This is a genomic window from Nonomuraea sp. NPDC049269 (assembly GCF_043197155.1).
Taxonomy (GTDB): domain Bacteria; phylum Actinomycetota; class Actinomycetes; order Streptosporangiales; family Streptosporangiaceae; genus Nonomuraea.
On sequence record NZ_JBICSO010000008.1, the window covers coordinates 234,393 to 259,155 of the forward strand.

A 24,763-nucleotide genomic window follows, 5' to 3' on the forward strand; every position below is an offset into this window, starting at 1 on the left:
AGTGAGGGATGAGAGGGTCAGGCGGTCGGCGCAAGGACGACGACCTTGCCGGACACGGCACCGGCGGCGACTTCCGCGTGGAAGGCCGGGAGGTCCTTGAGCTGGATACGGCGGCTGATGTCGATGTGAAGTTCGCCTCGGTCGATCGCCGCCACGAGGCCGGCGAGCTGCTTGGTGTCGCTCCGGACGAAGACGTTGATCCCGCGCACATGGCGCGTTTCATCGCTCGGCGCCTGCATCCACACCGTGGTGTTGACCACGGCCCCGCCGGATCGCACGAGAGCGGCCTGGTCGGCGAGCTGCGAGGGCTCGATCGGTGCGAGGTTGAGCATGAGGTCGACCGGCTGGGTCACCGCATCCACCACGTCGGTCGCGGTGTGGTCGAGGACCTCGTCGGCACCGGCGGCCCGGACCCGGTCCGCGCTGCGCGGGCTCGCCGTGGCGATGACGTGCGCGCCGGCGTTCTTTGCCAGCTGCACCGCGTAGGCACCGACAGCGCCTCCGGCGCCGGTGATGAGCACGCGTTGCCCGGCGGTGAGCTCGCCGAGTTCGAACAGTGCCTGCCATGCGGTCAGGCCCACCAGTGGCAGGGCCGCCGCGTCAGCGAGCGGCACGCTCGAAGGCGCGGCCGCCAGGACCTCGGCGGGCGCGATGACGTACTCAGCGGCTGCGCCGTCGCCGATCATCGGGAGGAATCCGACGACCTCGTCACCGACCGCCACCGCATCGACGCCGTCACCGAGCGCGTCGACCGTACCGGCGACGTCGATGCCGGGCGTGTGCGGGAGCGTCACCGGGAATGGGCCCTGGAGGCCACCGCTGCGGATACCGGCGTCGACCGGGTTGAACGACGTCGCCGCGACCCGGATGCGAACCTCACCAGCGCTGGGGACGGGCAGCGCCACGTCCTCGTAGCGCAGGACATCAGCATCGCCGTACTCGTGGAATCGCACTGCCTTCATGACGAACTTCTTTCTTCGAGGGGCAATATGCTTCGAATTCGAAGCACTTCCGGTAAATGAAGCTAGCACTGCTTCGAACTCGAAGCAAGTACGATCGCGGCATGACCGAAGAAGCGTCCCCTCCGCCGCTCGATCCCGCCGAACTCGGCGCGTACTTCGCGCTGATCGAGGTGAGCAGCCTCCTGCGCCACACGGTGGAGCAGCAGCTGCGCGACGCCGGCGACCTCAGCTACGTCCAGTTCCAGCTCTTGGCCAGACTCGGGGACGCGGCAGACGGCAGCCAGCGCATGACCGAGCTGGCAGACGGGGTTGTGTACAGCCGCAGCGGCCTGACTTACCAGGTGGGCCTGCTGGAGAAGACCGGACTCGTCGCCCGCAGCCCGTCGGCGGAGGACGACCGGGGCGTGACGGTGACCATCACCGAGGCGGGACGGGACGTGCTCGCCAGGGTGTTCCCCGGTCACATCGACGTCCTGCGGCAACTCTTCCTCGAACCGCTCACGCGCGCGGACATCGACAGCCTCGCTCGTGTCCTCACCGTCGTCCGCGATCACATGCGCTCCATCCCGCCCCGGTCGGCGAAGCCGCGCCAGAAGCGCGCCGCACACCAGAACCCCACTGGCGGCGGAGCCTGATCGAGCCCCGGCCCCATCGCTGGGTCGACGAGCGCCACGGAATCATCCGAGCAGGCGCGAGCGGCGGATTCGGGCGTCCGGGTCTACAGCGTCGGCGATCGCCGCGGACCGCTTCCGGACATCCGCTGGCAGCGCATCCGGCACGCCAGCCGCGCCCTTGACCCACGAGCCCGGCGTCGAGTCGGCGTCGGCAATCGACCAGACAGATCGTGCCCGAGCGAACCCTGCTTCGATCCGTTTACGGAGGAACAGGCTGAGCGGCGCGACCGCGTGGTAGATGAAGTCGCCCGGCAGGGCCACAACGGCCCCGATGCGCCTGACCGGTGCGCCCGCCACGTGGCGGATCTCCATCATCACGATCGGGGCGTCGTCTGCCGCGGCTGTCGAGAGGAGCGCTTCGGCGATGACAGGGGTCGATGCGTCGAGCCACCGCGCGTCGCCGATGGCCGGGGTTGCCGTAGGTGGATCGAGGTGGATCCGAGCAAGTCCGGTCCGCCGCTGGGACGAGGTCGAACCTCAGCGTGTGAGCGATCCGACTCCCCCCGCTCCGCGGAAGGCCCACATCGCCGCTCGATCGACCTCGTCGGTGGCATCGTCCGCAGCGGTGCGGGAACGACCGCTGCCGTCGACGGAGTGGACGGCACGAAGTGCTCCACTGGCAAGTCCATCCCGTCGCACAAGCCAACCGATGCCGCCGCCGAAGGTGTAACCGGACACGGACACACTCGGGGCTGAGCCGGCTAATCCGAGCAAGCCATGCTGTTCGGCGGCGGCGTTCACCGCAGACCAGGTTGCTCCGGCCACAACCATGGCGACGCGCGACTCGGGGTCGATCGACACGTCGGCGAGCCTCGACGTGTCGAGGAGGACCGCCCCCTTGCCCACCGGCGCGCCGGCTCCGTGGCCGGTTGCCTGCGGCACGATCTCGAGTGGCGTGCCCGACGACCGCGCAAGCGCAGCCACCTCATCGAGCGTGGGCGCGATGTCCTCCGGACGCGAGACGACTGCGACCCGCGCAGGTCGCTGCTTGATGGACGAGTTATGGGGTCGGGTGGCGGCGGCGTAACCGTCTGAGTCCGCGTCAGCGAGCATGCGCTCATCGTACGGGAATAACGGAGGATTTCCTCCGCTTTATCTGTCATCTCCTCAGATTGGATGACTCATGACTCATCTTCAGCAGCCCATCGCCGTGATCGGTGCGACCGGACAGCAGGGCGGCAGCGTGGTGGATGCTCTGCTCGCGCAGAAGCAAGCGGTTCGCGCCCTGGTTCGCGACACCGAAGCCGCGGGCGCACGTGCTCTCCGAGCCCGCGGCGTGGAGGTCGTCGCCGCCGACCAGGAGAACAGTGAATCGCTCCAGCAAGCACTCACCGAGGTCGCGGCACTGTTCTTCATGACGACGTTCGAGGGAGCGGACGGCACGGAGGGCGAGGCGCGCCGCGGTGTGACCGTCGCGGATGCCGCGGCACGCGCGGGCGTGCCGCACGTCGTGTACTCGTCGGTCGGCGGGGCGGAGCGAGCGACAGGGATCCCGCACTTCGAGAGCAAGCACCAGGTCGAACAGCGGCTTAGCAAGGTGGTGCCGGCGAAGTTCGTCCGCCCGACGTTCTTCATGGAAAACCTGGCGCCGCAGCTCGCCGACGGCGGGAGTGGGGAGCTGGTGCTTCGCCTGCCGGTTGCGGGTGACGTTCCGCTCCAGATGATCGCCGTTCGCGACATCGGCGCCGCCGCCGCGCGTCTCTTGATCGTCCCTGATGTCATCGATGGTGATGCGGTCGAACTCGCCGGCGATGAGCTCACCATGGCTCAGGTGGCCGACCGGATCGCAGCCAAGCTCGGCCGACCGACGCGGTACGAAGGGCTGCCGATCGAGGTGCTCCGTAATGACGAGGACATGCGAGCGATGTTCCAGTGGTTCACCACCGTCCCCGCCTACCAGGCCGACTTCGACGTCACGCGCCACCTCGTCCCCGACGTGCGCGACTTCGCAGCATGGGTATCGGACCAGGGTCCCGCGCGCGCCGGAACTGACGCGTCGAACTAACCGCGATCGGGTGCGATGCCGCGCAGGAACACCGCGCGCAGCTCGGCGGCCGCCTCGGCCCAGCCGGGCACGTTCGACATCGGCTGCGCGAGCATCGCCCCGAAACGCACCACGGTCCCCGCATTCACATCCGTGCGGACCGAACCGTCCTGGTGGCCGCGCTCAAGGATGGCGCCCATGGTCTGCTGCATGCGCGCGCGCAGCTCCGCGGACTCGGTGCCCTCGGTCATGGGCGCTCCGTGGAGCGGAAGCACCAGTTCGTCGCGATGAGCGAAGGTTTGATGGAGGAACCGGCTGATCGAGTCATGACCGGTATCGCCGGACGTCAGCGCGTCCTCGGCCTCGGCCAGGATCAGACGATAGGCGCGGACCGCCATCGCCTCAAGCAGCGCCTCCCGGTTCGGGTAGCGACGGTAGAGCGTCCCGATCCCGACTCCCGCCTCAGCGGCGATCTGCTCCAGCGGAACGAACTTACCCTCGGCCAGCCCCGCACGCACAGCTGCGGCAATCAGCCGCTCAGTGTTCTCCGCCGCATCCTTCCGGGGCTTGCGCGTTCGCGTGGAGGTCATGAACAACACATCCTAGGCGAGCGGGAGTATCTCATGCACGGCGGATCCGACGATCAAGGAGACGCCAGATGGCCGACACCGTGCGTGCTCCACCTGCTGCGCGGCAGCTTCCATCGTGGCCTGCGCGGGCCAGCCGCGCCGCCGTCGAACTCCTGCATCAGCGATACGGCGTGCGGTGGCTGTTCGCGGGCGAGCAAGATCAGCGGCTGAGCCCGCGACTGTCGGCCGAGATCATCCGCCCGCTGCACGGTGGCCCGGCTGATGCGCCAGCCTGGGCTGTCCGGCGCGTTGCTGCCTGCATCGCGCGACCGCGCTCGTGCAGGCCATCCTCGTCTTCCAGCTCATCGAAGACGGCCGTTCTCAGGATGAAAAGGGCTCAGTCATTGATGCTGTACGGAAGGAACTCCGACGGCAGACGAGTCACAACGCTGATGCCAATGAAATCGATCAGATCCTGCGCGAAGAGGTTCTCCGGGCAGGGGCCTTGGCCTGAGAGTGGTCTGGACCGTTGCGATCGCTGACTTCGGTACTCGCCGCACACGGCTGGGACGATCGGCTGCTCAAGAGATCCTGGGTAGGCAGCCCTTTAGTGCCCTGTCTGAGACGACTTGCCTCGTCCCAGGCGTGGGATGCCTTTCATCCCCCGCCTGGTGCCGCTGTTCGATGGGGTCATTCCTCGTATTCCGATTGATCACGATGGATACGCGCTGCGACCCTAGACGGCGTGAATGACACCGGGGCCGATAACCCCGCCACCCTGCCCCTCCTCAAGGAGCGCGCCGTCAACGACGAACGCTGGGATGTGCGTCGGGGCGCCGCGCAGGCCACTGCCTCAGGCTGGGCCGATGACCCCGGCACCCTGCCTTGGCTCAAGGACCGCGCTGTCAACGACGAAGACGGGGAGGTGCGTCGGGCTGCCGTGGAGGCCATCGACGCTCACTGGTGTCTACTCGGAAGGTGCCCGACCGCTGGACGCGGCCTGCCGAGGCATCGTGCCGACACTGTTCCCCTGATCAGTTAGCCGCCCGGCGAGGAACGCCCGCTCAACCTCGTTGTCAGTCAGCTTGAGCGCCACCCGGTACGCGGCCGCCGCCTCGTCCGTACGCCCCAGTCGCTGAAGCAGGTCTGCCTTGATCGTCGGCAGATACTGGTACCGGGAAAGCCGCTCATCCTGCTCCAACGCCTCGACCAGCGCCAGGGCGACCGCCGGTCCATGGACCATCGACACCGGCACGGTCCTGTTCAGCGCGACGACCGGTGAGGGCCACAGCACCAGCAGCCTGTCGTAGAGGGCCACGATCTGTGGCCAGTCCGTCTGCTCGTACGACGGCGCCTCGGCGTACAGCGAGGCGATCGCCGCCTGCAGCATGTAGCGCCCCGCGCGACCGCCGCGCAGCCCGGCCACGATCAGCTCGTGCGCCTCGGCCAGCGCGGTACGGTCCCACCGCGAACGGTCCTGCTCCTGAAGCCGCAGCAGCCGGCCGTCAGAGCTGGTCCGGGTCGTACGCCGGGCGTCCGTGACCACGAGCAGCGCCAGCAGCCCTCGTACCTCGGGTTCGTCGGGCATGAGCTCCCGCAGCGCGCGGACCAGGTGCAGCGCGCGGTCGGCCAGGTCGGTGCGCATGAGCGCAGGGCCGGAGGGTGCCGTGTGCCCGGCGGTGAACAGCAGGTGGAGCACGCTCAGTACGGCTGCCAGCCGGTCCGGCAGGTCCGCTGGGCGCGGGAGCCGATAGGGGATGCGGGCAACGGTGATCTTCTTCTTCGCTCGGGTGATCCGGGCGGCCATGGTCTGTTCCGACACCAGTAGCGCCCGGGCGACGTCCGACGTCGGCAGTCCGCACACCAGCCGCAGTGTGAGCGCGAGCTGCGCCTCCTGCGCGAGTGCGGGATGGCAGCAGGTGAAGATGAGCCGCAGCCGTTCGTCGGGTACGGCATCCTCCAGTTCCACTGCGGTCACCCTGCCTAGAGCGGGCTCGTCGACAGTCACTTCGGGTTCCACCAGCAGCGGCAGCTTCGAGCGGAAGGTCCGTTCGCGGCGGATCGCGTCCATCGCCCGGCGCTTGGCCGTGGTGGTGAGCCATGCCACGGGGTTGGTGGGGATCCCATCGCGTTCCCAGGCCGAGAGCGCCACGGCATACGCCTCCTGAACGCACTCCTCGGCCAGGTCCAGATCCTGCGCGACGCGGACCGTCGAGGCGAGCACGAAAGCCCACTCGTGCCGATGCGCGTCGGCGACCGCCTGGCCCGCGTCCGGCGCGGCCGTCATCGCGCGATGGGCGCGATGCCGCCCGCGACGGGACGCACCTCCACACCGCCACGACCCCACTGGACGGCGGGGTTACGACGCGCCAGGTCCAGGGCGGCGTCGAGGTCGGGAGCCTCGATGACGCAGACGCCGGCGATGACTTCCTTGGAGTCGATGAAGGGCCCGTCAGTGACCAGGTCGCCGCGCAACGAGGTGGCGGTGTCGGCGGACTGCAGCGCGTACGCTGCGATCATGGCGCCGGAGTCGACGAGGTCGTCGGCGTGCCGCTGGCTCGCCGCCTGCTGCTCGGGGGTGTAGTCGCCGGCTTCGGGGTTATCGAAGATGAGGATCGCGTACTGGGCCATGAGTGGGTCTCCTTGGCTGTGCGTCTGGTCGGTACGCCTCTACGTCGGACGGACGACGCGAATTCGACAGACCGTACGCGAACTTTTCCCGATGCGCCCTGGCGCTGACCCTCGCGGACGATCCGGGCTCGGGGTCGCCAAGGCATACCGGTCACCATCGGCCGTGGGCTAGGTTTCTTGCGCGACGGACAGGAGGCTGGGGTGACCGAGACGACGGTGGCGCAGGTCATGGCTGAGTTGGCCGTGCTTGAGGACCCGAAGGTGCGCAAGGTGAATGAGAAGCACGGTGACGATCACGGTGTGAACCTCGGCAAGCTACGCGCGCTCGCGAAACGGCTCAAGACGCAGCAGGATCTCGCGCGCGAACTCTGGGAGACAGATGACACCGGGGCGAGGCTCCTGGCGATCCTGATCTGCCGTCCGAAGGCATTCGAGCGCGACGAGCTGGACACCATGCTGCGCGAGACGCGCGCCCCCAAGGTGCATGACTGGTTCGTGAACTACGTGGTGAAGAAGAACCCGTACTCCGAAGAGCTGCGCCTCGCCTGGCGCACGGATCCGGATCCAGTGGTCGCGAGTGCCGGCTGGGCGCTGACCGCCGAGCGGGTGGCGAAGACGCCCGAGGGCCTCGACCTCGCAGGGCTGCTCGATGTCATCGAGGCGGAGATGAAGGACGCCCCGGATCGTCTGCAGTGGTCGATGAACCACTGCCTCGCTCAGATCGGGATTCAGCACGCCGAGCACCGCGCCCGCGCGATCGACATCGGCGAGCGCCTGGAAGTGCTCAAGGATTACCCGACTCCCCCGAACTGCACGTCTCCGTTCGCCCCCGTCTGGATCGCCGAGATGGTGCGCCGTCAGCACGAGAGATAGAGAGGTTCCGCCACGAGTCCGCGGACCCCGGGCGGCTGCACCCGTCATCGAACGGTGCGTCGCGGGCGAGTCGGCGCAGGGGCGGCCCGTACTCGGGGTATGCCAGGGCGGAGGCGAACCGGGCGGTGAGGTAGTCCGCTATGGGAGCCGTCCATGTCGGTGTTCGTGGGGGCGGGGCGGTGTCAGCCGAAGGATGTAATTCGATCTCCTCAACTGGCAGGAGGCCGTACAGGCCGGGTCTGTCTAGGGTCTGTTGAAGATTCGGTGCGTCTGTCCCCTCAGTCGAAAGGACCGCTCATGGCCTCTGCCCGCAAGACTCTCCTCACTGGTTCGATCACCTTTGTGGCGGGGCTGGCGCTATGGCTGTTCGGACTCGATGTGGAGATCTTCATCTTCACGCCGTCCAAGGTCGGCGTGGTCTTGATGGTCATTGGGGGGTTGGAGACCCTGTTCGGGATCTACAAGAGTGTAAGCACCGACGACGCGGCGCGCGGCCGGCCCTAGCGGGTCGATGGCGACGCTGACCTCCTCGCGAGCCTCCCGGACAGGCACAGCAGAACGCCGGCTTTATGACGGACAAAGATCGATATGGCATAGGGTTGCCGCGTTCGGTGGCTCGCCAAGGTCCCGTCACCAAGAAGGCGGAGGGCGTGGGGAAAGAGAAAAAGAAGGGCGGCTTCCGCGAGACGCTGTTGCTGCTCGTCCTGACCGTGGGCATCGCCCTGCTGCTGCAGGCGTTCGTGGTCGGCTCGTTCTACATCCCGTCAGGATCGATGGAGAACACGTTGCAGATCGATGATCGCGTGTTCGTGAACAAGCTCGCGGGCAAGCCAGATCGCGGCGACATCGTGGTGTTCAAGGGCTGGGGCGGCGTGGACACCATCAAGCGGGTCATCGGCGTCGGCGGCGACAAGGTGGTGTGCTGCGACGCCAAGAAGCGCCTCACGGTCAACGGCACGCCGCTGGAGGAGACGTCCTATCTCTACCCCGGCGATTACGCATCCGGCAGGAAGTTCGACGTCACGGTGCCGGCCGGGAAGTTGTGGCTGATGGGGGATCATCGCAGCGCCTCACTGGACTCCCGGGGGCACATGCAGGAGCCTGGCGGTGGCTTCATCTCGGAGGACGCGGTGATCGGCAAGGCCGTGGTGCGGTACTGGCCGCTGTCCCGGGGCTATCTGTTCTCCCGGCCCGACGTTTTCGACAAGGTCAGGTAGCAGGCCCTCCCGGAAGATCCAGGAGGGCCTGATGTGCCGTGTGGTGGTCACTGCCCCTTGAGGTAAGCGTCGGCCTGCTTGGCCAGCTCGGCCTGCAGCTTGGGCAGGCCGGCCCGGTCGAGGGCCTTCTTCAGCTTGTCCAGCCCCTGGTCGACGTCGACCGCTCCGATGAACAGCGGGTTGGCGAACTGCGTCATGGCAGCGGTGACCTGGGTGTTCTCCCGCTTCACCGGTTCGGGGTCGGGGGTGAAGCTGGCGTACGGGTCGATGGTGAAGTTGTCGGCCTTCTGCGCCCAGTCGAACCAGGCCGACTCGGACGCGGTCATGTCCTTGATCCGGCGCTCCAGCTTGGCCCGCCAGGAGAGCGCGAAGCCCGGGAAGGAGTAGGTGGACAGCATCTCGTACTTGTCGTCGCCGACGGGGTTCCAGTCCTTGCCCTGGATGCCGTACGTGATCAGGTCGTGGTTCTCCTTGATCGACAGCCAGTCCTCCAGTTGCAGGGCCTTCTCGTTGCTCTGCCCCTTGGCGTTGAGCACGAGGAAGTTGTCGGCCTGGAAGGTCTGGTACGGCTTGGCGTCCTTGCCGCCCTTGAGCGGGACCACGTTGGACAGCATCGCACCGGGGACGTTCTTGGTCAGCTCGGGCAGCATCTGCGAGGTCAGGCCATCGGTCATGGCCCAGCCCGTGGCGAAGCGGCCGGCCTTGAACTGGGATTCGAGCGCCTTGGAGTCAACGGTGAGCGCGTTCTTGTTGATCAGGCCGTCCTGGTAGTACTTGCGTACCAGGCGGAGTGCGTCAAGCATGCCCGGCGCCTCCCAGAACGGCACCGGGTTGGCGGAGCCGGTCTGCTTGCCGTCGGCGGCGAGGACGAAGGCGAGCGATTCGCCGGTGAAGGACGAGATGCTCACGCGGGGGTTCTCCCACATGGAGGGGTTGAGCCAGCCGACCGGGTTCCACGCGACCAGCAGTTTGGGCATGCGGGAGTTGACCGCGATCGGGGTGACGCCCTTTTCCTTCTGCTTGACGTCGTACCAGAACTTCTCCAGGCCGGCGAAGTCGGTGATCTCGCTCATGCCGTACTTGTCGGCCAGATCCTGGCGGATGGCGAAGTGGTGGAAGCGGGCGACGGAGTTGATCTGCGGCAGGCCGTACAGCTTGCCGCTCCACCGGTTCAGCTCGATGATCTTGGGGTCTATGGTGGCGGTCAGGTTGGGGTACTTGCCGCTGCTGAGCAGGGAGCTCAGCTCCACGATCGAGCCGCTGGCGGCGAGCTGGGTCATGTTGAGCCAGCGGGCCTGCAGCGCGGTGTCGAAGCTCTCCCCGGCGGTGAACTTCAGCAGCGCCTGCTGGCCGTAGTTGGCCCAGGGGATGAACTGCGGCTTGATGGTGAAGCCCTGTTCGGCCTGGAGCTTCTTGTTGACCTCGGCCAGGACGGCGTCCCAGCCGGCCGGTACGTCGCCGGGGAGCAGCAGGCTGAGCGTGAGCGCCTTGCCGGGCGCGCTGCTCTGGCTTCCCGTCGGCTGCTGCGATGAGGAGCAGCCGGCACCGGCGAAGAGGGCGGCGAGGCCGAGGCCACCTCCGACGCTCAGCAGGCCGCGCCGAGACAGGTTCTGATCAGACACGGTGTCTCCTTGATGGGGGGAGCGAGCTCAGCCCTTGGTGGCGCCAAGGGTGATGCCTTTGACGAAGTAGCGCTGGGCGAAGGGGTAGGCCAGCAGGATCGGGCCGATGGTGACGGCCGTGAGGGCCAGCCGGAGCTGGTAGACCGGCGTCGCCTGCTCGGCGAGCTGCGGCAGCATCTGGGTGAACGAGATGTTGGAGATCAGGTTCTGCAGGACCAGGGGGAGCGGGAACTTGTGGACGTCGTCGATGAACAGCAGCGCGGTGAACCACTCGTTCCAGTAGTGCACGGCGTAGAACAGGCCCACGACGGCGAGGATCGGTTTGGACAGCGGTAGCGCGATCTGGAAGAAGATCCGCAGCTCGCCCGCGCCGTCCACCTTGGCCGACTCGAAGATCGACGCGGGGAGCTGGCGGAAGGCGCTCACCTGGATGAAGACCAGGAACGGGGCGACCAGCAGCGGCAGGATCACCGCGAAGTAGGTGTTCTGCAGGTGCAGATACTGCGTGACCAGCAGGTACAGCGGTACGAGCCCTCCGGTGAACAGCATCGGCAGGTAGGCGAAGATGGTCAGCGGCCGGCTGATGTACGGCAGGCGCCGGGCGATGACCCAGCTCACTCCCGAGGTCACGGCCAGGGACAGGGCGGTGCCGACCACGGTGATGAAGACGCTGGCGATGTAGGCGTCGAGCACCGCCGGACCAGTGAAGATCATCTTGTACGCGGTGAGGTCGAAGGCCGAGGGGAAGAAGCTGTACCCGGTCACCGCCAGGTCCACCTCGCTGGTGAAGGACCCCGAGATGATCAGCCAGAACGGGACCGCGCAGGCCAGCACGGCGAATCCGACGCCGATGATGCTGATGATCGTGAAGGGCTCCAGCTTTCTACGGCTCATAGGACGCTGGTCTCCTTGGCGTACTTGCGCTGGATCATGACCGCGATCACCACGAGGACGAACCCGACCACCGACTGGAACAGGCCCACCGCGGCGGTGGTGCCGAAGTCGCCGAGCTGACGCAGGGCGCGGAACACGTACGTGTCGATGACGTCCGTCGTGTCGAACAGGGTGCCGTTGTCCCCGACGATCGCGTAGATGGTGCCGAAGTCGCCGTAGAAGATGCGGCCGACACCCAGCACGGTCAGGACTCCCGCGGTCGGCCGCAGCAGCGGAAGGGTGATCCGCCAGGCCATCTGCGCCCTCGACGCGCCGTCGATCATCCCGGCCTCGTAGACCTCTTCGGGGATCCCGGTGATCGCGGCCAGGAAGATGACGCTCATGTACCCGCCCAGCTGCCAGACCTTCACCACGGTGAGGATCCACGGCCACGGTCCCGGCTCGGTGTACCAGTCCAGCGTGGGCAGGGAGAACAGGTTCAGCATGTCGTTGACGGCCCCGCCTCCGCCGGAGGCGCCCGCGAGGAAGACCTGCAACATGATGCTGATCACCACGGGGGAGACGAAGTAGGGGAAGAAGACCACGGACTGGGAGACCCGTTTGAACAGCGTGCTCCGGATCTCGTTCAGCATGATCGCCAGAGTGATCCCCGCGGCGAGGGTCGTGGCCAGGAACAGCGCGTTGAGGAAGATCGTGTTGAACAGGATCCGTGCCGCGTCCCCGGAGTCCAGGAAGTACCTGAAGTTCTCCAGGCCGTTCCAGGGGCTGTCGAAGATGCCCTGAGAGACGTCGAAGGACTTGAACGCGACCACCAGACCGGCCATGGGCAGGTAGTTGAAGACCACGAAGTAGACGACCGCCGGCAGCGCGAGCAGCCCGGCCGCCAGGCTCACCCGCGCCCTCCTGGGCCGGGTGCGACGCTTGCTCTCGGGCGGTTCTGACGGCGGTCTCGCCTGTGTTTCCCGCCTGGTCTCCACCCGGCTCATCGCCAGGACCGCTCTCTCGCCGCACTCGGCCGGTGGCATCGGGTGCCGTTCATGACATTCCTCCAGATTGGGCATCACGGCAGTTCTGCGCGCTGACATCCGCCGCGATGGTTGGCGGAGCTGCCCGGCGATAGAAACCGGTCTCTGCGAACGCTACGACTGCACAGCTCATCCCACAAGAATGCGTTACGGATACGTTACAATTGACCACTCTTTGATCAAGATGGCTGCAGCTACCTGCGCGAATGTTGGCTTCCAAGGCAAGCGTTGACCATTTGGCGGCCGTGGTCCTACCGTAGAAACCGTTATCTACGAAGTGGAGGGCTTCTCCGTGTCCACCCGCCCGAAGGCGCTGTTCGCCATGCACGAGGAACACCTCGCGCTGCTCTTCCCCGCGCCCCTGCTGCGACGTCTGGACACGATCGCGGACATCGACGTGACGCTGGTCGCCGAGCGGTTCGACGATCCCCGCCTGTCCCTCGCCGAGACCGAGATCCTGATCACCGGCTGGGGCTGCCCCCCGCTGGACGCGGAACTGCTGGCCGCCGCCCCCAGGCTGCGTGCCGTGCTGCACGCGGCCGGCTCGGTGAAGAGCCTGGTCTCCCCGGCCTGCTGGGAGCGCGATCTGCTGATCTCCTCGGCGGCCGACGCCAACGCGGTGCCGGTGGCCGAATACACCGTCGGCGCGATCCTGCTGGCCGGCAAGGGCATCTTCACCCTGGGCGAGCGTTACCGGCGCGAGCGCACCTTCACCCTCGCCCAGATCCAGGCCACGGTCGGTAACAACGGCAGGCGGGTGGGCATCGTCGGCGCCTCCCGGATCGGCCGCAAGGTGATCGACCTGCTCGCGCCGTACGACCTGGAGCTGTGCCTGTACGACCCCTACACCAGCGTCGAGGGGATCCGGCAGGCCTCACTCGAAGAGCTGCTCAGCCGCAGCGACATCGTCAGCCTGCATGCCCCGGCCACCTCGGAGACCAGGCACATGCTGGACCGCGAGCGCCTGAAGCTGATGCCGGACGGCGCGGTGCTGATCAACACGGCCAGGGGCAGCCTGGTGGACACCGACGCGCTGGTGGCCGAGTTGAAGTCGGGGCGGCTGTCGGCGATCCTCGACGTCACCGAGCCCGAGCCGCTCCCGCCGCACTCCCAGCTGTTCGACCTGCCCAACGTCTTCCTCACCCCGCACCTCGCCGGCTCGCATGGCAATGAGTTGTCCCGGATGGGCGCCGCCGTGCTGGACGAGTTGGAACGGCTGGCCGCCGGGCTGCCGCTGGCGCACCGAGTCACCTATGACGACCTGGAAAGGGCGGCCTGACGATCGCCACTTAGACGATCGCGTATGAATCCCGCACGTTAAAGCATTGGTCATCCTCTCCGGCCCTCCTACGTTGGAGCATCAGTTGTTCCTTCGACAGGAGGTATCAGATGCCACAACGGATTCTGGTCACCGGAGCGACCGGCACGGTCGGCCGCCACGTGACAGCGCAACTGCTGGAGGCAGGGGCCGAGGTTCGCGCGCTGACCCGAGGACCGGCCGAGCTCCCGCCCGCCGCCGAGAGCGTGCGCGGTGATCTGTCGGTGCTCGACTCCCTGAACGCCGCCGTCGAGGGCGTCGAGGCGGTGTTCCTGGTCTGGCCCTTCGCCTCGGCTGAGGGGCTGGAGGCGGTGCTGGCGGTCGCGGCCGAGCATGCCCGCCGGGTGGTCTATCTGTCATCGGCGGCCGTGCGTGAGCATGAACGGCGGGCCGAGCGGCTGATCGAGCGGTCCGGGCTGGAGTGGACGATCCTGCGCCCGCACGCCTTCGCGGCCAACACCCTGCGCTGGGCCGAGCAGATCCGCGCGGAGGGCGTGGTGCGCGCGCCGTACGGCCAGGCCGCGATGTCCCTGGTGCACGAGCGGGACATCGCGGCGGTCGCGGTGCGGGCACTGACCCGGGGCGGACACGACGGCGCCGTGTACGAGCTGACCGGGCCGCACTCACTGACCCAGGCCGAGCAGGCCCGCGTCATCGGCGAGGCGATCGGCCGCCCGGTGCACTGGGAGGAGACCTCCCCGCAGGATGCCCGGCGGGAGATGCTGGCCCGCGGCTGGCCACCCGAGGCCGTGGACGGCATCCTGCGCGCCCAGGCCGACATGACCAACGGCCCGGCCCCGGTCACCGCCACGGTGGAGGAGGTCACCGCGGGTGCGGCGCGTACGTTCCGCTCGTGGGCGGCCGAGCACGCGCTCGCCTTCCGCGACTAACCTGCGTGACGCGCAATATTCCAGTTGCTGGGAAAATTCTTTTATGCATATATTTGGGGTATGCAGGAGACGCGGCGCGAGCGGAAGAAGCGGCTGACTCGACAGCGGATCGTCATGGCGGCCATCGGGCTGTTCGAGGAGCAGGGGTATGAGCAGACCACGATGGCGCAGATCGCCGCGGCGGCGGATGTCGACCCCAAGACGTTCTCCAACTACTTCCGCAGCAAGGACGAGGTGCTGTTCGTAGACGTCGAGCAGGACTACGACGTGATGTTCGAGGCGATCGCGAAACGCCGGCCGCAAGAGAGCCCGGGCGAGGTGCTGGGCAGGATGGTCCAGGAGTACAGAGCCCACCGACGGCCCAAGATTCCCCGCCGGGAGCCCGAGGAGCTGTCGGCGGCGGCCCGGCTGGTCCTGACCACGCCATCGCTCCAGGCGAAGGGCCTGTACATGCTGATGGAGCTGCAGCGACGGATCGCCGACGAGCTGGTGAAGGTGTTCCCCGGCCAACTGGACCCGATCACGGCGGCGGCGATGACCGGATCCCTGCTGGGCGCCATTCAGCAGACGGGCCTGGCGAGTGTCCAGCTCGGCCGGTCGCAGGAGGAGCTGTGGGAGGCCACCCAGCGTGGCCTCGACATCGCCATGTCCGGCCTGCTCTCGGTGCGACCCGCGCCTATGGTCTCCGAGCTTCCTGAGGAGAGCGACATCCCGCTCACCGGAGAAAGGAATACCCCATAATGCAAGAAAGCGCTCGACAACTCGCCCGCGACGCACGACGCGCCATGCGCGAAGGCCCCGCGGCGATCGCGCGGCGGCAGCGGGCCCACCTGGTCGAGATGGTGGCCTACGCCCGCGCCAACTCGCCCTACTACCGCGAGCTGTACCGAGACCTGCCGGAGCAGGTCGACGACCCCACGCTGCTGCCGGTCACCAACAAGAAGCTGCTGATGGGCCGCTTCGACGACTGGGTCACCGACCGCGAGGTGACCCTGGAGCGAGTTCAGGAGTTCGTGGCCGACCCCGCCCTGGTGGGGGAGCGGTTCTGTGGCAAATACCTGGTGGCCACGACCACCGGCACCAGCGGGGTGCGCGGCATCTTCCTGATAGATCAGCGGAGCATGGCCGTGGAGACCTCCCTCGGGTCGCGCGCCAGCGCCGGTGTGGGAGTCGGCGACGTCATCCGCACCCTCGCCCGCGCCGGCCGTAGCGCCGTCATGTCCGCACCCGGCGGCCATTTTCTCAGTGCCGCCGGGACAGCCCGGTTCCAGCGGGACAGCCCGCTGCTCGGCCGGGCGATGCGGACCTTCTCGATACACCAGCCGCTGCCGGAGCTCACGGCCGAGCTCAACCGGTACAACCCCGCGATCCTGGTCGGCTTCCTGAGCATGATCACGCTGCTGGCCGGCGAGCAGGAAGCCGGTCGCCTGCGCATCCATCCGGTGCTGATCATCGTCGGCGGTGAGACGTCGACGGCGGCTGATCTGGAACGGCTCGCCACCGCGTTCGGTGCCAAGGTGCGTGTCGCCTACGCCGCCACCGAGTGCGGCTTCCTCAGCGTCGGCTGCCGGCATGGCTGGTACCACGTCAACAGCGACTGGGCCGTGCTCGAACCCGTCGACGCCGACCACCGGCCGGTCGCGCCGGGCGAGTTGTCGCACACAGTCCTGCTCAGCAACCTCGTCAACCGCGTCCAGCCAATCCTGCGCTACGACCTCGGTGACAGCGTTCTGCTCCGCCCCGATCCCTGCCCGTGCGGCAGCCCGCTGCCCGCCATCCAGGTGCGGGGGCGCGCCGCCGACATGCTCACCTTCCCCACCGGTCGCGGCGAGAACGTCAGCATCTCGCCCATGGCCTTCGGCACCCTGCTGGACCGTGCCTCCGGCATCGAACAGTTCCAGATCGTCCAGACGGCGCCCACCACGCTGCGCGTGCGCCTGCAGCCGGAGGAGGGCGCCGACGCCGACCGCGTGTGGCAGGCGGTGCGCGGCGAGATCGCCCACCTGCTCACCGAGCACAAGGTCGGTGACGTCACACTCGAACACGCCGAGGAGCCGCCGCAGCAGGCGCCCGGTGGCAAGTACCGAAGGATCATCCCGCTGGCCAAGTCGTGATGACCTGCTTCGAAACCCCGTAACAGCGCGGCATCAGCTCGCTGACAGCGGTGGTGGGCATCGTCGGGTGCACACAAGACCGCACGGCATTGCTGAAGGAGCCGAAATGTCCAACGAACGCGCTACGGCCGGGGACTTCGCGTCGCACTGGCAGGAGCGGCTGGATTTCCTGCGCGCCAAGCATCACGTGCCGGGAGCCGCTCTGGCGGTGCTGGTGGACGGTGAGATCCACGAGCTGGCCTCGGGGGTGCTGAACCGGGCGACGGGTGTGGAGGTGACGCCCGATTCGGTGTTCCAGTCCGGATCGATCGCCAAGGTCTACACCGCCACCGTGATCATGCGGCTGGTCGACGAGGGAAAGCTCGACCTGGACGCGCTGGTCGTGGACGTGCTGCCAGAGTTCGGCACCCCGGACCCCGAGGCCACCAAGGTCATCACGGTCCGGCAGTTGCTGTCCCACAGCGGCGGACTCACCAATGACTTCCACCACGACACCGGCCGGGGCGACGACTGCCTCGCCAAGTACGTCGCGGCCGCCCGGGAGGTGCCGCTGGCCCTCCCACCGGGCACCGCGGCGTCCTACGCCGGCCTCGGGTTCGTCGTGCTGGGCCGCATCATCGAGGTGCTCACCGGCAAGACGTGGGATCAGGCGATGAAGGACATGCTGTTCACCCCGCTGGGACTTGAGCGCTCGATGACCCTGCCGGAGGAGGTGCTGCGGTTCCGGGCCGCGATGGGCCACCTCGGCGCGCCGGGACAGGACCCCGACCCGGCCCCGGTCTGGGACATCCAGCCTCGCTCGACAGGCCCGGCCGCGCGGGTCCTCGTCTCGGCCGGTGACATGGTCCGCTTCGCGCGCATGCACCTGGACGGCGGCGTGGCGCCCGACGGCACCCGCGTCCTGTCCGCCGAATCCGTCGCCGCGATGCGGCATCGGGAGGTCGATTCCCCCGACCGATGGACCGTCTCCGCCGACGGGTGGGGTCTGGGCTGGTGCCTGTACGACCAGGAGGGCTTCCGCGGGTTCGGCCACGACGGCTCCGCCGTCTCCCAGCACGCCCTCCTGCGGATCTTCCCCGGCAGCGGCGTCGCGATCGCCTTGATGACCAACAGCGGGAACGCGCGCGCCCTGTACGTGGAGCTGTTCACCGAACTCCTCGGCGCGCTCGGCATCACCATGCCCGAACCCTTCGCCCCCGCGAGTCCGCCCATCACGGTCGACGCGACCCCGTTCTTCGGCACCTACCGGCGTACGGGCGTCATCATCACGGTCAGCGAACAGGACGGCAAGCCGCACGTACGGTACGAATTCGTCGACGACGCGGCCGGCGTCTCCCCGCCCCTCGAATCGGAGCTCAAGCCGGTGACGGACACCATTTTCGCCGCGTACTTCGCCGGATCCGGCATCTCCGAGGAGATGCCCGTCATCTTCACCACCACGGGCGGGACTCAGTACTGCTGGGTGGGCATGCGAGCCGCACCCAAGATCGCCTGAGGATCACTGAAGCGGCTCAGGTAGGCGTCGATCAACGCATGGGTGGCGTGCGGTTGTTCGATCTGTGGCAGGTGGCCGGCCTCGGGGATGATCTCAAGCCGGGCGTTGCCGAAGGCGGCCGCGTACGCCGTGCCGTAGGCGGGGGTGGCGATGCGGTCGCTCTCACCCCAGAGCAGCAGGGCAGGCAGATCGACGCGGGCCAGGCGGTGCGCGAGTTTGGGGTCGTGCATGTAGGGGTCGCCCGCCAGGATGCGCATGGTGGCCATGTTCGCCTGCCGGAGGGCGAGTTGCTCGGCGGGAACGTCGGCGGGATCGACGTAGAAGCGGTCCGAGTCGTGCCAGGAGTACTCGGCGGCGCTGCGGGCGTCGAGGGCGAAGAAGTCCCTGATCGGTTCGGCGGGCACGTGTACGCCCACGGGGTCGATCAGGACGAGTCCGGTGATGATGCCCGCGTTGTCGCGTACGGCCATCTCGGCGGCGGTCCAGCCGCCGAGTGAGGAGCCGATGACCAGCACGTCGGACAGTTGATGGTCGTGCAGGTAGTGCAGGTAGGCAAGGGCGAGGTCGTCGATGCCGGTGAACCAGTCGGGGCGGGGCGTGCCGTCCCAGCCGGGGTGGGTGGGGGTGATGGTGTGGGTGGTCCGCGCGAGATGGCCGGCGAGCCCGGCGACGGTGGCGGGGCCGCCACCGCCGTGCAGGACCAGGACGGGACGGCCGGTTCCCGATTCGGTCAGGGTGAGCGGCAGGTCCGGGTAGAGCGCGATGGTGCGGGAGGTAGGCATGGCCACACCATAACTAAACTTGTTGATATAAGCTAGTTGAGTAAGCGCTAGACTGGGTCCATGCCCGGTGAACTGCAGGTCCTTGGAAGAGCGGTCAAGCAAGCCCAATACCGGCAGCACCGGGCGCTGGACAGTCGGCTCGCCACTGTCGGCACCACGCTGGCCCAGTGGGATGCCCTGCGCGCGATCAGCCGTACACCTGGGGCATCAGCCCGTGCTCTGGCTTCGGCGACGTTCCAGAGTGAGCAGGCGTTCGGCACACTCGCCGGCCGGTTGGTGGCGCAGGGCCTGATCGAGCGGAGGCCAGGTCATGGGCGACGCGTCGAGCACCATCTGACGCCCGCCGGCGAACAGGTGCTCGACGCGGGGCACCGGATCGCCGACGAGGTCCTGGCCACCTGCTACGCGACCCTGTCGGCGGGGGACCGCGCGACCCTGCTCGACCTCCTGCGCCGCCTCAACGACGGCGACGACACATGACCCGTCATGCGCGGATCGTTCAGGCGAGTCGCCATTCCTGGTTGCGCTGGGCGGGCAGGCAGGTCCACTGGTGAACGTTGGCCCCCTCCTCCGTGCTGACACCCGCCACGTCCAGGCACTTGCCGCTGTGACGGGCGACGACGGTGAAGTAGCCGTTGTCCTTCTGGACGAGCCGCCATTCCTGGTTGCGCTGGGCGAACAGGCAGGTCCACTGGTGGACGTTGGCTCCGTCGGCGGTGCTGACGCCCGCGACGTCCAGGCACTTGCCGCTGTGCGTGGCGCGGAGGGTGTAGTAACCATCGCTGGTCGCCACGAAGTTCCACTCCTGGTTGGCCTGACCGTTGATGCAGGTCCACTGGTGGACGTTGGCTCCGTCGGCCGTGCTGACAGCCGCCACGTCCAGGCACTTGCCACTGTGACGGGCGACCAGGGTCGCCGAGAACTTGGGCAGCAGCCGCGCCGGCGCGCCGGCGGTGACGGCGTCCGCCGCTGACGCCGTGGTGAACGGGCCGGCGAGCAGAGCGGCCGCGATAGCTACGGCCTGACCAGCATGAATGAGTGTCATCGAACCTCCTGAGACGCTCTCGAAAGATCAGCAAGGTCCGTAGTAACACGGATCACTCAGCGTATCGGCGAGTTGCCATCCGTGATCATTTTCGTGTCGCCCGAGGCAGGGCAGAATGCCCCGCATGATGGATGCGAGTGTGCTGCTGCGGGTGTTGGCGCTGCTGCGTGACGTGGGGTGCGAGGTGTGGGTTGCCGGTGGATGGGGCATCGACGCCCTGGTGGGCAAGGTCACTCGCGAGCACCGCGACCTTGACCTGCTGCACCGCGTCGAGCAGGAGCCGCTGCTGATCAAGACGCTGGAGGCCGCCGGGTTCGCCGAGCAGTCCGATGCCTCACCGGGCCGGCCCGTCCGCTTCGTCATGAAGGACCAGCGCGGTCATGAGCTGGATCTGCATCCGCTGCGGTTCGAGGCGGACGGCTCCGCCGTCCAGCAAGCCGACGGTCACGGAGGCGTCTTTCTCTATCCGGCGGACGCCTTCACCACGGGCATGATCGAGAGCGTTGCGGTGGGTTGTCTGTCAGCCGCCCAGCAGGTGGCCTTCCACCAGGGCTACGAACCCAGCGACCGTGACCGTCACGACATGGCCCAGCTGCGCGAGGCGTTCGGTATCGCCACCCACTTCCGGACGGCGTGTGGACGCCGGTCGCCGTAGGGAGGCCTTAAGGATTCCGTAAATGGGTTCCGCCAAGCTGAAGGCACAGGAAAACGGCGGGCCGGACGGACCCGCTTTCCGCACCACGAGCGAAAGAGTGGGCAGATGGCGAGCAGGCTGGTGGTTTCGACCTTCGTGTCGCTGGACGGTGTCATGCAGGGTCCCGGCGGGGCCGGCGAGGACGACTCCAACGATTTCCCGCACGGCGGATGGCTGCCCCCGCACGTGGATGAGGGGTTCGGCCGCATCATGGGCGAGCAGCTCGAGCGCGCGGACGGCATGCTTCTGGGTCGCAAGTCGTACGAGATCCTCGCCTCGTACTGGCCCGACGTGCCCGACGAGGAAGGCGGCGCCAAGATCAACGGCATGGCGAAGTACGTCGCCACGCGGACGCCGATGAACGCGGAGTGGCGCAATACCCAGGTCCTGGTGGGCGAGGCCGCTCAGACGGTCGCCGAGCTCAAGCAGCGCACCGACGGCGAGATCCTCGTCCAGGGGAGCAGCGATCTCATGCGTACGCTCCAGCAGGCCGAACTGATCGACGAGTACCGCCTGCTGGTCTTCCCCGTCATCCTTGGCCAGGGAAAGCGGCTCTTCGCCGAGGGGACCACTCCGGCTGGGCTGAAGGTCACCGGGTCGACTGTCACCGACGCCGGCGTCGTGTACACCACCTACGAGTGGGCGGGTAAACCCTCGTACGGTTCTGTCGCTTAGCTGCGAATGGTGAGCGTGGAGGCGAGGACGTAATCAACCTGGACGTGCCGGTAGGTGATGTTCTCCTCCACGCGATCCGGCAGGTTGGTCCGGTCGCTGCCGGAGCCTGACTCGTGACCGGGGCGGCCGGAGAACTCGACGTGCGTCTGCGGCGCCTCGTCGAAGCGGAGCTCGTCCGCCTTCACCGTGGCGGTGAGAACGATGTCCGCCGGCTCATGGAGGATCGGCTGCCCGCCGTCATCGTTCATGAGGGCCGCTCCGGTCGCCGGACCGGCCTGGGGTGCTCGCGCTCGGTCTCCTCCGGGGGGCGACGTCGGACGGGTTTGCCTTCTCGTACGGCGCGCTTCGCGGTCCGCTTCGGCACCCGATCACGGTCGCGTACGGGCTCGTCGTCCCCCTCGCCCCCGCCTTTGACCGTGCCGCCCACGGATTCGGCCGTCTTACCGGCTCCCCGGCCGACTTCCTCGACGGCTGCGCCGGTGCCTCGGCCGACTCCTTCTACGGCTTCCGCGGTCCCACGGCCGACCTCATGGACGGCCCCGCCGGTTCCGCGGCCGACTTCTTCTACGGCTTCCCCAGCTCCGCGGCCGACGTCTTCCACGGCTCTTCCTGCTCCCCGGCCGAGTTCGCCGACGGCATGGCCGGCGCCCGTTCCGACGTCACGAAGAGTCGACTCCAGGCCGCGAGTCAGGTTCTCGAGAATCTGCGGATTGTGGTCGATGGTGCGCAGCACCCTGTCGAGGATCAGCGCGACGTTGTCGAGTCGTACCTTGAGCAGCGCCTCGGCCTCGACGCCCTTGATGTCCAGCGCCACCCGGCCGAGCGCCACATCCGCTCCCACACTGAGCCGGACCAGGTCGAGGACTTCGGCGCTCAGTGACACCCGTGCCCGGAGATCGTCCACCTCGAGGTGAATCTCGTCCACCTTGAGCAGGGGAACATCGAGGAAGACATCCGGCTCGTCGCTCAGCGACTCCCCGCCCAGCGCCATCTCGTCGTACTCCGGCTCCTGGGCGTCGTTTCCGCGCTGCCCGTCCGGCTGTTCGCGCTCACTCCGGTATCGGTACTGACGGGGTTCCTTCGATGCACGGTCGGACATGTGCCCGCCTCGGTTCTTCCGGGATCTCTCTCACCACGATACCGAAAGCGCCCAAAGCACCACAAAAGGTGATAATCCACAGCGCGTAAGACATGTGTATACCTTGACAGGCATATGCTTGGCGGAGAATATAGGAGGCATGTCCGTCGATACGTTCTCCGTGCTCTCCGAACCGACCCGGCGCCGGATTCTCGACCGGCTCCTGGAGGCCGAGAGCAGCGTGAACGAGCTGGTCGACGCGCTCGACGTCAGCCAGCCCACGGTCTCCAAGCAGCTGAAGGTGCTCAGGGAAGCGGGTTTCGTCACCTGTCGTACGGAGGCGCAGCGGCGGATCTACCGCATTCAGGCGGGTCCCTTCCAGGCGCTCGACGACTGGCTTCAGCCGTATCGCACCCTGTGGGACCGGCATCTCGCCGCTCTCGAGCGCCACCTCGACAATCTGGAGTAGTCATGACGTCCGACGCATACCGCCCGAGCCCTCTGGCCCAGGTCGACTGCGAGGCGGCGGAAGACCGCTGGACGCTGGTCTTCACCCGCGACCTGCGCCATCCGCCCGAGAAAGTGTGGGCCGCGCTGACCGAGCCCGACCAACTCGCCGCGTGGGCGCCGTACACCGCCGATCGCGATCTGTCCAAGGCGGGCGACGCCACGATCACGATGATCGACGACGAGCATCCCCAGGACCTGGCGGCCGAGGTCCTGCGCGCCGAACCACCGACGCTGCTGGAGTACACCCTCGGCACCGACCTGCTGCGCTGGGAACTGGTGGCCACCGACACCGGTGCCCGGCTGACCCTGCGGCACACCGTCCAGGACCGCGACTGGCTCCCGAAGGTCGCGGCCGGCTGGCACATCTGCCTCGACGTGGCCGAGAAATTGCTCGAAGGGCGGCCGATCCCGCCGATCCGCGGCGCGGCGGCCGTCGACTTCGGCTGGTCCGAGCTCAACGATCTGTACGCGCGGAAGTTCGGCATCCCCAATACCGGTCTGCCCGAGCACCTGAAGGGTGAGGACAAGGCGTCCTGATCGCGGTTACTCGCCGGTTTGCCCGTCCACCGACTCCCGGATGAGGTCGGCATGTCCGTTGTGCCGCGCGTACTCCTCGATCAGATGGAACAGGATCCATCGCAGGCTGGGCGTATGGCCATCGGGCCAGGAACGCTGGGCCAACCGCTCCAGGCCGCCGTCGGCCATCGCCTCCGCGACCAGAACGCGGGAGCGGGCCACGGTGTCCTGCCAGAGCGCGTGGAGCTGTTCCGGGGTGTCCTCGGTGGCCGAGTGCCAATCCCAGTCGGGGTCGGCCTTCCAGTCCACCGTGTTCCATGGGGACTCCGGGTCTCTCCCGTGCAGCCACCGCGAGATCCAGTCGCTCTCGACGTAGGCCAGGTGCTTGAGCATCCCGCCGAGGGTCATCGTGGAGGCGGCGACGGTCGCGTTCAGCCCGGCGGCGTCCAGTCCCGCGCACTTCCACGCCAGGGTCGCGCGCTGGTACTCCAGGAACCCCAGGAGTGTGGCGGTCTCGTCGCCCGCGAGAGGAGGTTCCGGGCGTCCCTGCTCGTCCAGTTCGATCATGCGCGGTGAGTCTACCGGCGGCGCCAGGACTGCCTCCAGTCATTTCCCCAGCCACGAGGGCTCACGAGGTGCGGTTGCGGTACGCGCGGGTTTTCATCCGGTTGCCGCAGCCCGCGGTGGAGCACCAGCGCCCGTTGCGTGGTTTGGCGTGGTCGTAGAAGATCCAGCGGCAGTCCGGTGCGGCACATTCCTTCATCCGGGCCCAGGACCCGTCCGCCGACGCGACGATGACGTCGGCCAGCAGGTTCGCGAGCGTACCCGGAACGCCGCCGTCCGCCGCGGTGACGCCGAGCAGGCCGCCGCCGTCGGACAGCGCCCGTAGAGGCAGCGTCGCGCCCACTTCGTCGAGCTCTCCGGCCGCGGCCGGGTCGAGCTCGCCTGTCCGGTTGGCCCGCGCCATGGCGCGGAGTGCCCGGCGCAGCGTGAAGGCGCGCTCGCGCTCGGCCGGATCGCAATCGCCGAGCCACCCGGCGAGCTCGTCGTCGGGCTCGTGCCCGCCGAAGGTCCGCAGATCGCAGGTGTTGAGGAAATCGAACACCGCGACCAACCGGGCCGGTACGCGGTGAAATTCCGCGGCCGGCTCGTCCCTGTCCCACCCCATGTCGACACCACCTAACGGTTTAAGTAT

The 24,763-nt window shown here is 67.8% G+C and carries 32 protein-coding genes; 17 read left to right on the forward strand and 15 right to left on the reverse strand.

The window, feature by feature from the left end; all coding sequences use genetic code 11:
* Window positions 1–17: 17 nt before the first annotated feature.
* Window positions 18–962 (reverse strand): NADP-dependent oxidoreductase, encoded by a 945-nt coding sequence (locus ACGFNP_RS40455; protein WP_393327941.1) that lies wholly within the window; start codon window positions 960–962, stop codon window positions 18–20.
* A gap of 101 nt (window positions 963–1,063) precedes the next feature.
* Here ACGFNP_RS40455 and ACGFNP_RS40460 point away from each other — a divergent pair, with 101 nt between their 5' ends.
* Window positions 1,064–1,597: a MarR family winged helix-turn-helix transcriptional regulator gene (locus tag ACGFNP_RS40460; protein ID WP_393327944.1), complete on the forward strand. Its 534-nt coding sequence runs from the start codon at window positions 1,064–1,066 to the stop codon at window positions 1,595–1,597.
* Window positions 1,598–1,639: 42 nt separating this feature from the next.
* Here ACGFNP_RS40460 and ACGFNP_RS40465 read toward each other — a convergent pair whose 3' ends face one another.
* The gene (locus ACGFNP_RS40465) at window positions 1,640–1,954 is read right to left on the reverse strand and encodes a hypothetical protein (RefSeq protein WP_393327946.1); all 315 of its coding nucleotides are present in this window, start codon (window positions 1,952–1,954) and stop codon (window positions 1,640–1,642) included.
* Between the two features lie 159 nt (window positions 1,955–2,113).
* Window positions 2,114–2,689, reverse strand: coding sequence for an FAD-binding oxidoreductase (locus tag ACGFNP_RS40470; protein WP_393327949.1), 576 nt, complete (start codon window positions 2,687–2,689; stop codon window positions 2,114–2,116).
* Between the two features lie 70 nt (window positions 2,690–2,759).
* Between ACGFNP_RS40470 and ACGFNP_RS40475 the strand changes: the two genes are divergently transcribed.
* On the forward strand, window positions 2,760–3,641 hold the full coding sequence (locus tag ACGFNP_RS40475; RefSeq protein ID WP_358323523.1) for an NmrA/HSCARG family protein: 882 nt from the start codon (window positions 2,760–2,762) through the stop codon (window positions 3,639–3,641).
* On the opposite strand, the gene ACGFNP_RS40480 is transcribed toward ACGFNP_RS40475, so the two are convergent.
* Window positions 3,638–4,210 carry a TetR/AcrR family transcriptional regulator gene (locus tag ACGFNP_RS40480; RefSeq protein ID WP_214639983.1) on the reverse strand — a complete coding sequence of 191 codons (573 nt, stop codon included), beginning with the start codon at window positions 4,208–4,210 and terminating at the stop codon, window positions 3,638–3,640. The two genes, ACGFNP_RS40475 and ACGFNP_RS40480, sit on opposite strands and share 4 nt — an antisense overlap.
* A 316-nt stretch (window positions 4,211–4,526) precedes the next feature.
* Between ACGFNP_RS40480 and ACGFNP_RS40485 the strand changes: the two genes are divergently transcribed.
* Both ACGFNP_RS40485 and ACGFNP_RS40490 read left to right on the forward strand, forming a co-directional pair.
* Window positions 4,527–4,703 (forward strand): hypothetical protein, encoded by a 177-nt coding sequence (locus ACGFNP_RS40485; RefSeq protein ID WP_393327952.1) that lies wholly within the window; start codon window positions 4,527–4,529, stop codon window positions 4,701–4,703.
* A gap of 207 nt (window positions 4,704–4,910) precedes the next feature.
* Window positions 4,911–5,231 carry a HEAT repeat domain-containing protein gene (locus ACGFNP_RS40490; RefSeq protein ID WP_358323603.1) on the forward strand — a complete coding sequence of 107 codons (321 nt, stop codon included), beginning with the start codon at window positions 4,911–4,913 and terminating at the stop codon, window positions 5,229–5,231.
* Here ACGFNP_RS40490 and ACGFNP_RS40495 read toward each other — a convergent pair.
* Both ACGFNP_RS40495 and ACGFNP_RS40500 read right to left on the reverse strand, forming a co-directional pair.
* Window positions 5,157–6,476, reverse strand: a complete 1,320-nt coding sequence (locus tag ACGFNP_RS40495; RefSeq protein ID WP_393327955.1) for an RNA polymerase sigma factor — start codon at window positions 6,474–6,476, stop codon at window positions 5,157–5,159. The genes ACGFNP_RS40490 and ACGFNP_RS40495 overlap by 75 nt on opposite strands.
* Entirely contained in the window at window positions 6,473–6,820 is a 348-nt protein-coding gene (locus ACGFNP_RS40500; RefSeq protein WP_358323514.1) for a YciI family protein, read from the reverse strand. Before ACGFNP_RS40500 ends, ACGFNP_RS40495 begins: the two co-directional genes overlap by 4 nt.
* Before the next feature lie 228 nt (window positions 6,821–7,048).
* Here ACGFNP_RS40500 and ACGFNP_RS40505 point away from each other — a divergent pair, with 228 nt between their 5' ends.
* The 3 genes from ACGFNP_RS40505 to lepB all read left to right on the forward strand — a co-directional run bounded on the left by ACGFNP_RS40505 (window position 7,049) and on the right by lepB (window position 8,910).
* Window positions 7,049–7,693 (forward strand): DNA alkylation repair protein, encoded by a 645-nt coding sequence (locus tag ACGFNP_RS40505; RefSeq protein ID WP_393328713.1) that lies wholly within the window; start codon window positions 7,049–7,051, stop codon window positions 7,691–7,693.
* Window positions 7,694–7,990: 297 nt separating this feature from the next.
* Complete coding sequence (locus ACGFNP_RS40510; RefSeq protein WP_358323510.1) at window positions 7,991–8,197, forward strand: DUF5708 family protein; 207 nt, start codon at window positions 7,991–7,993, stop codon at window positions 8,195–8,197.
* A 146-nt stretch (window positions 8,198–8,343) separates the two neighbouring features.
* The gene (gene lepB / locus ACGFNP_RS40515) at window positions 8,344–8,910 is read left to right on the forward strand and encodes a signal peptidase I (RefSeq protein ID WP_358323507.1); all 567 of its coding nucleotides are present in this window, start codon (window positions 8,344–8,346) and stop codon (window positions 8,908–8,910) included.
* Window positions 8,911–8,957: 47 nt separating this feature from the next.
* On the opposite strand, the gene ACGFNP_RS40520 is transcribed toward lepB, so the two are convergent.
* Genes ACGFNP_RS40520 through ACGFNP_RS40530 form a run of 3 tightly spaced genes read right to left on the reverse strand, consistent with a single transcriptional unit; the run spans window position 8,958 to window position 12,319 of the window.
* The gene (locus tag ACGFNP_RS40520; RefSeq protein WP_358323504.1) at window positions 8,958–10,532 is read right to left on the reverse strand and encodes an ABC transporter substrate-binding protein; all 1,575 of its coding nucleotides are present in this window, start codon (window positions 10,530–10,532) and stop codon (window positions 8,958–8,960) included.
* Between the two features lie 27 nt (window positions 10,533–10,559).
* The gene (locus ACGFNP_RS40525; protein WP_358323501.1) at window positions 10,560–11,426 is read right to left on the reverse strand and encodes a carbohydrate ABC transporter permease; all 867 of its coding nucleotides are present in this window, start codon (window positions 11,424–11,426) and stop codon (window positions 10,560–10,562) included.
* On the reverse strand, window positions 11,423–12,319 hold the full coding sequence (locus ACGFNP_RS40530) for an ABC transporter permease subunit (protein WP_358323500.1): 897 nt from the start codon (window positions 12,317–12,319) through the stop codon (window positions 11,423–11,425). The genes ACGFNP_RS40525 and ACGFNP_RS40530 overlap by 4 nt, the downstream gene beginning before the upstream one ends.
* Before the next feature lie 424 nt (window positions 12,320–12,743).
* Between ACGFNP_RS40530 and ACGFNP_RS40535 the strand changes: the two genes are divergently transcribed.
* The 5 genes from ACGFNP_RS40535 (at window position 12,744) to ACGFNP_RS40555 (ending at window position 18,268) form a co-directional block, all read left to right on the forward strand.
* Window positions 12,744–13,730, forward strand: a complete 987-nt coding sequence (locus ACGFNP_RS40535; RefSeq protein WP_393327960.1) for a hydroxyacid dehydrogenase — start codon at window positions 12,744–12,746, stop codon at window positions 13,728–13,730.
* A gap of 110 nt (window positions 13,731–13,840) precedes the next feature.
* Window positions 13,841–14,659, forward strand: a complete 819-nt coding sequence (locus ACGFNP_RS40540; protein ID WP_393327963.1) for an NAD(P)H-binding protein — start codon at window positions 13,841–13,843, stop codon at window positions 14,657–14,659.
* Window positions 14,660–14,719: 60 nt separating this feature from the next.
* Window positions 14,720–15,400, forward strand: coding sequence for a TetR/AcrR family transcriptional regulator (locus ACGFNP_RS40545; RefSeq protein ID WP_393327964.1), 681 nt, complete (start codon window positions 14,720–14,722; stop codon window positions 15,398–15,400).
* 44 nt (window positions 15,401–15,444) lie between these two features.
* The gene (locus ACGFNP_RS40550; protein WP_393327967.1) at window positions 15,445–16,773 is read left to right on the forward strand and encodes a phenylacetate--CoA ligase family protein; all 1,329 of its coding nucleotides are present in this window, start codon (window positions 15,445–15,447) and stop codon (window positions 16,771–16,773) included.
* 106 nt (window positions 16,774–16,879) lie between these two features.
* Complete coding sequence (locus ACGFNP_RS40555; RefSeq protein ID WP_393327969.1) at window positions 16,880–18,268, forward strand: serine hydrolase domain-containing protein; 1,389 nt, start codon at window positions 16,880–16,882, stop codon at window positions 18,266–18,268.
* Here the strand turns inward: ACGFNP_RS40555 and ACGFNP_RS40560 are convergent.
* Entirely contained in the window at window positions 18,223–19,050 is an 828-nt protein-coding gene (locus ACGFNP_RS40560; protein WP_393327972.1) for an alpha/beta fold hydrolase, read from the reverse strand. The two genes, ACGFNP_RS40555 and ACGFNP_RS40560, sit on opposite strands and share 46 nt — an antisense overlap.
* Before the next feature lie 60 nt (window positions 19,051–19,110).
* On the opposite strand from ACGFNP_RS40560, the gene ACGFNP_RS40565 reads away from it, so the two are divergent.
* Entirely contained in the window at window positions 19,111–19,530 is a 420-nt protein-coding gene (locus ACGFNP_RS40565) for a MarR family winged helix-turn-helix transcriptional regulator (RefSeq protein WP_393327975.1), read from the forward strand.
* A gap of 19 nt (window positions 19,531–19,549) precedes the next feature.
* Here ACGFNP_RS40565 and ACGFNP_RS40570 read toward each other — a convergent pair whose 3' ends face one another.
* Window positions 19,550–20,095 carry an RICIN domain-containing protein gene (locus ACGFNP_RS40570; protein ID WP_393327978.1) on the reverse strand — a complete coding sequence of 182 codons (546 nt, stop codon included), beginning with the start codon at window positions 20,093–20,095 and terminating at the stop codon, window positions 19,550–19,552.
* Between the two features lie 124 nt (window positions 20,096–20,219).
* Here ACGFNP_RS40570 and ACGFNP_RS40575 point away from each other — a divergent pair, with 124 nt between their 5' ends.
* Window positions 20,220–20,750, forward strand: coding sequence for a nucleotidyltransferase domain-containing protein (locus ACGFNP_RS40575; protein WP_358323476.1), 531 nt, complete (start codon window positions 20,220–20,222; stop codon window positions 20,748–20,750).
* Window positions 20,751–20,855: 105 nt separating this feature from the next.
* Complete coding sequence (locus tag ACGFNP_RS40580; protein WP_358323473.1) at window positions 20,856–21,464, forward strand: dihydrofolate reductase family protein; 609 nt, start codon at window positions 20,856–20,858, stop codon at window positions 21,462–21,464.
* On the opposite strand, the gene ACGFNP_RS40585 is transcribed toward ACGFNP_RS40580, so the two are convergent.
* A complete protein-coding gene (locus tag ACGFNP_RS40585) occupies window positions 21,461–21,712 on the reverse strand; it encodes a hypothetical protein (RefSeq protein ID WP_393327981.1) in 252 nt (83 codons plus the stop codon). The two genes, ACGFNP_RS40580 and ACGFNP_RS40585, sit on opposite strands and share 4 nt — an antisense overlap.
* Window positions 21,709–22,563 carry a hypothetical protein gene (locus tag ACGFNP_RS40590; RefSeq protein WP_393327984.1) on the reverse strand — a complete coding sequence of 285 codons (855 nt, stop codon included), beginning with the start codon at window positions 22,561–22,563 and terminating at the stop codon, window positions 21,709–21,711. Before ACGFNP_RS40590 ends, ACGFNP_RS40585 begins: the two co-directional genes overlap by 4 nt.
* Window positions 22,564–22,702: 139 nt before the next feature.
* On the opposite strand from ACGFNP_RS40590, the gene ACGFNP_RS40595 reads away from it, so the two are divergent.
* Both ACGFNP_RS40595 and ACGFNP_RS40600 read left to right on the forward strand, forming a co-directional pair.
* Window positions 22,703–23,011, forward strand: coding sequence for a metalloregulator ArsR/SmtB family transcription factor (locus ACGFNP_RS40595; protein ID WP_358323463.1), 309 nt, complete (start codon window positions 22,703–22,705; stop codon window positions 23,009–23,011).
* 2 nt (window positions 23,012–23,013) lie between these two features.
* On the forward strand, window positions 23,014–23,589 hold the full coding sequence (locus tag ACGFNP_RS40600) for an SRPBCC family protein (RefSeq protein WP_393327986.1): 576 nt from the start codon (window positions 23,014–23,016) through the stop codon (window positions 23,587–23,589).
* A gap of 6 nt (window positions 23,590–23,595) precedes the next feature.
* On the opposite strand, the gene ACGFNP_RS40605 is transcribed toward ACGFNP_RS40600, so the two are convergent.
* Both ACGFNP_RS40605 and ACGFNP_RS40610 read right to left on the reverse strand, forming a co-directional pair.
* Entirely contained in the window at window positions 23,596–24,135 is a 540-nt protein-coding gene (locus tag ACGFNP_RS40605; protein WP_358323457.1) for a DinB family protein, read from the reverse strand.
* Window positions 24,136–24,196: 61 nt separating this feature from the next.
* Window positions 24,197–24,736: a CGNR zinc finger domain-containing protein gene (locus ACGFNP_RS40610; RefSeq protein ID WP_358323454.1), complete on the reverse strand. Its 540-nt coding sequence runs from the start codon at window positions 24,734–24,736 to the stop codon at window positions 24,197–24,199.
* Window positions 24,737–24,763 lie beyond the last annotated feature (27 nt).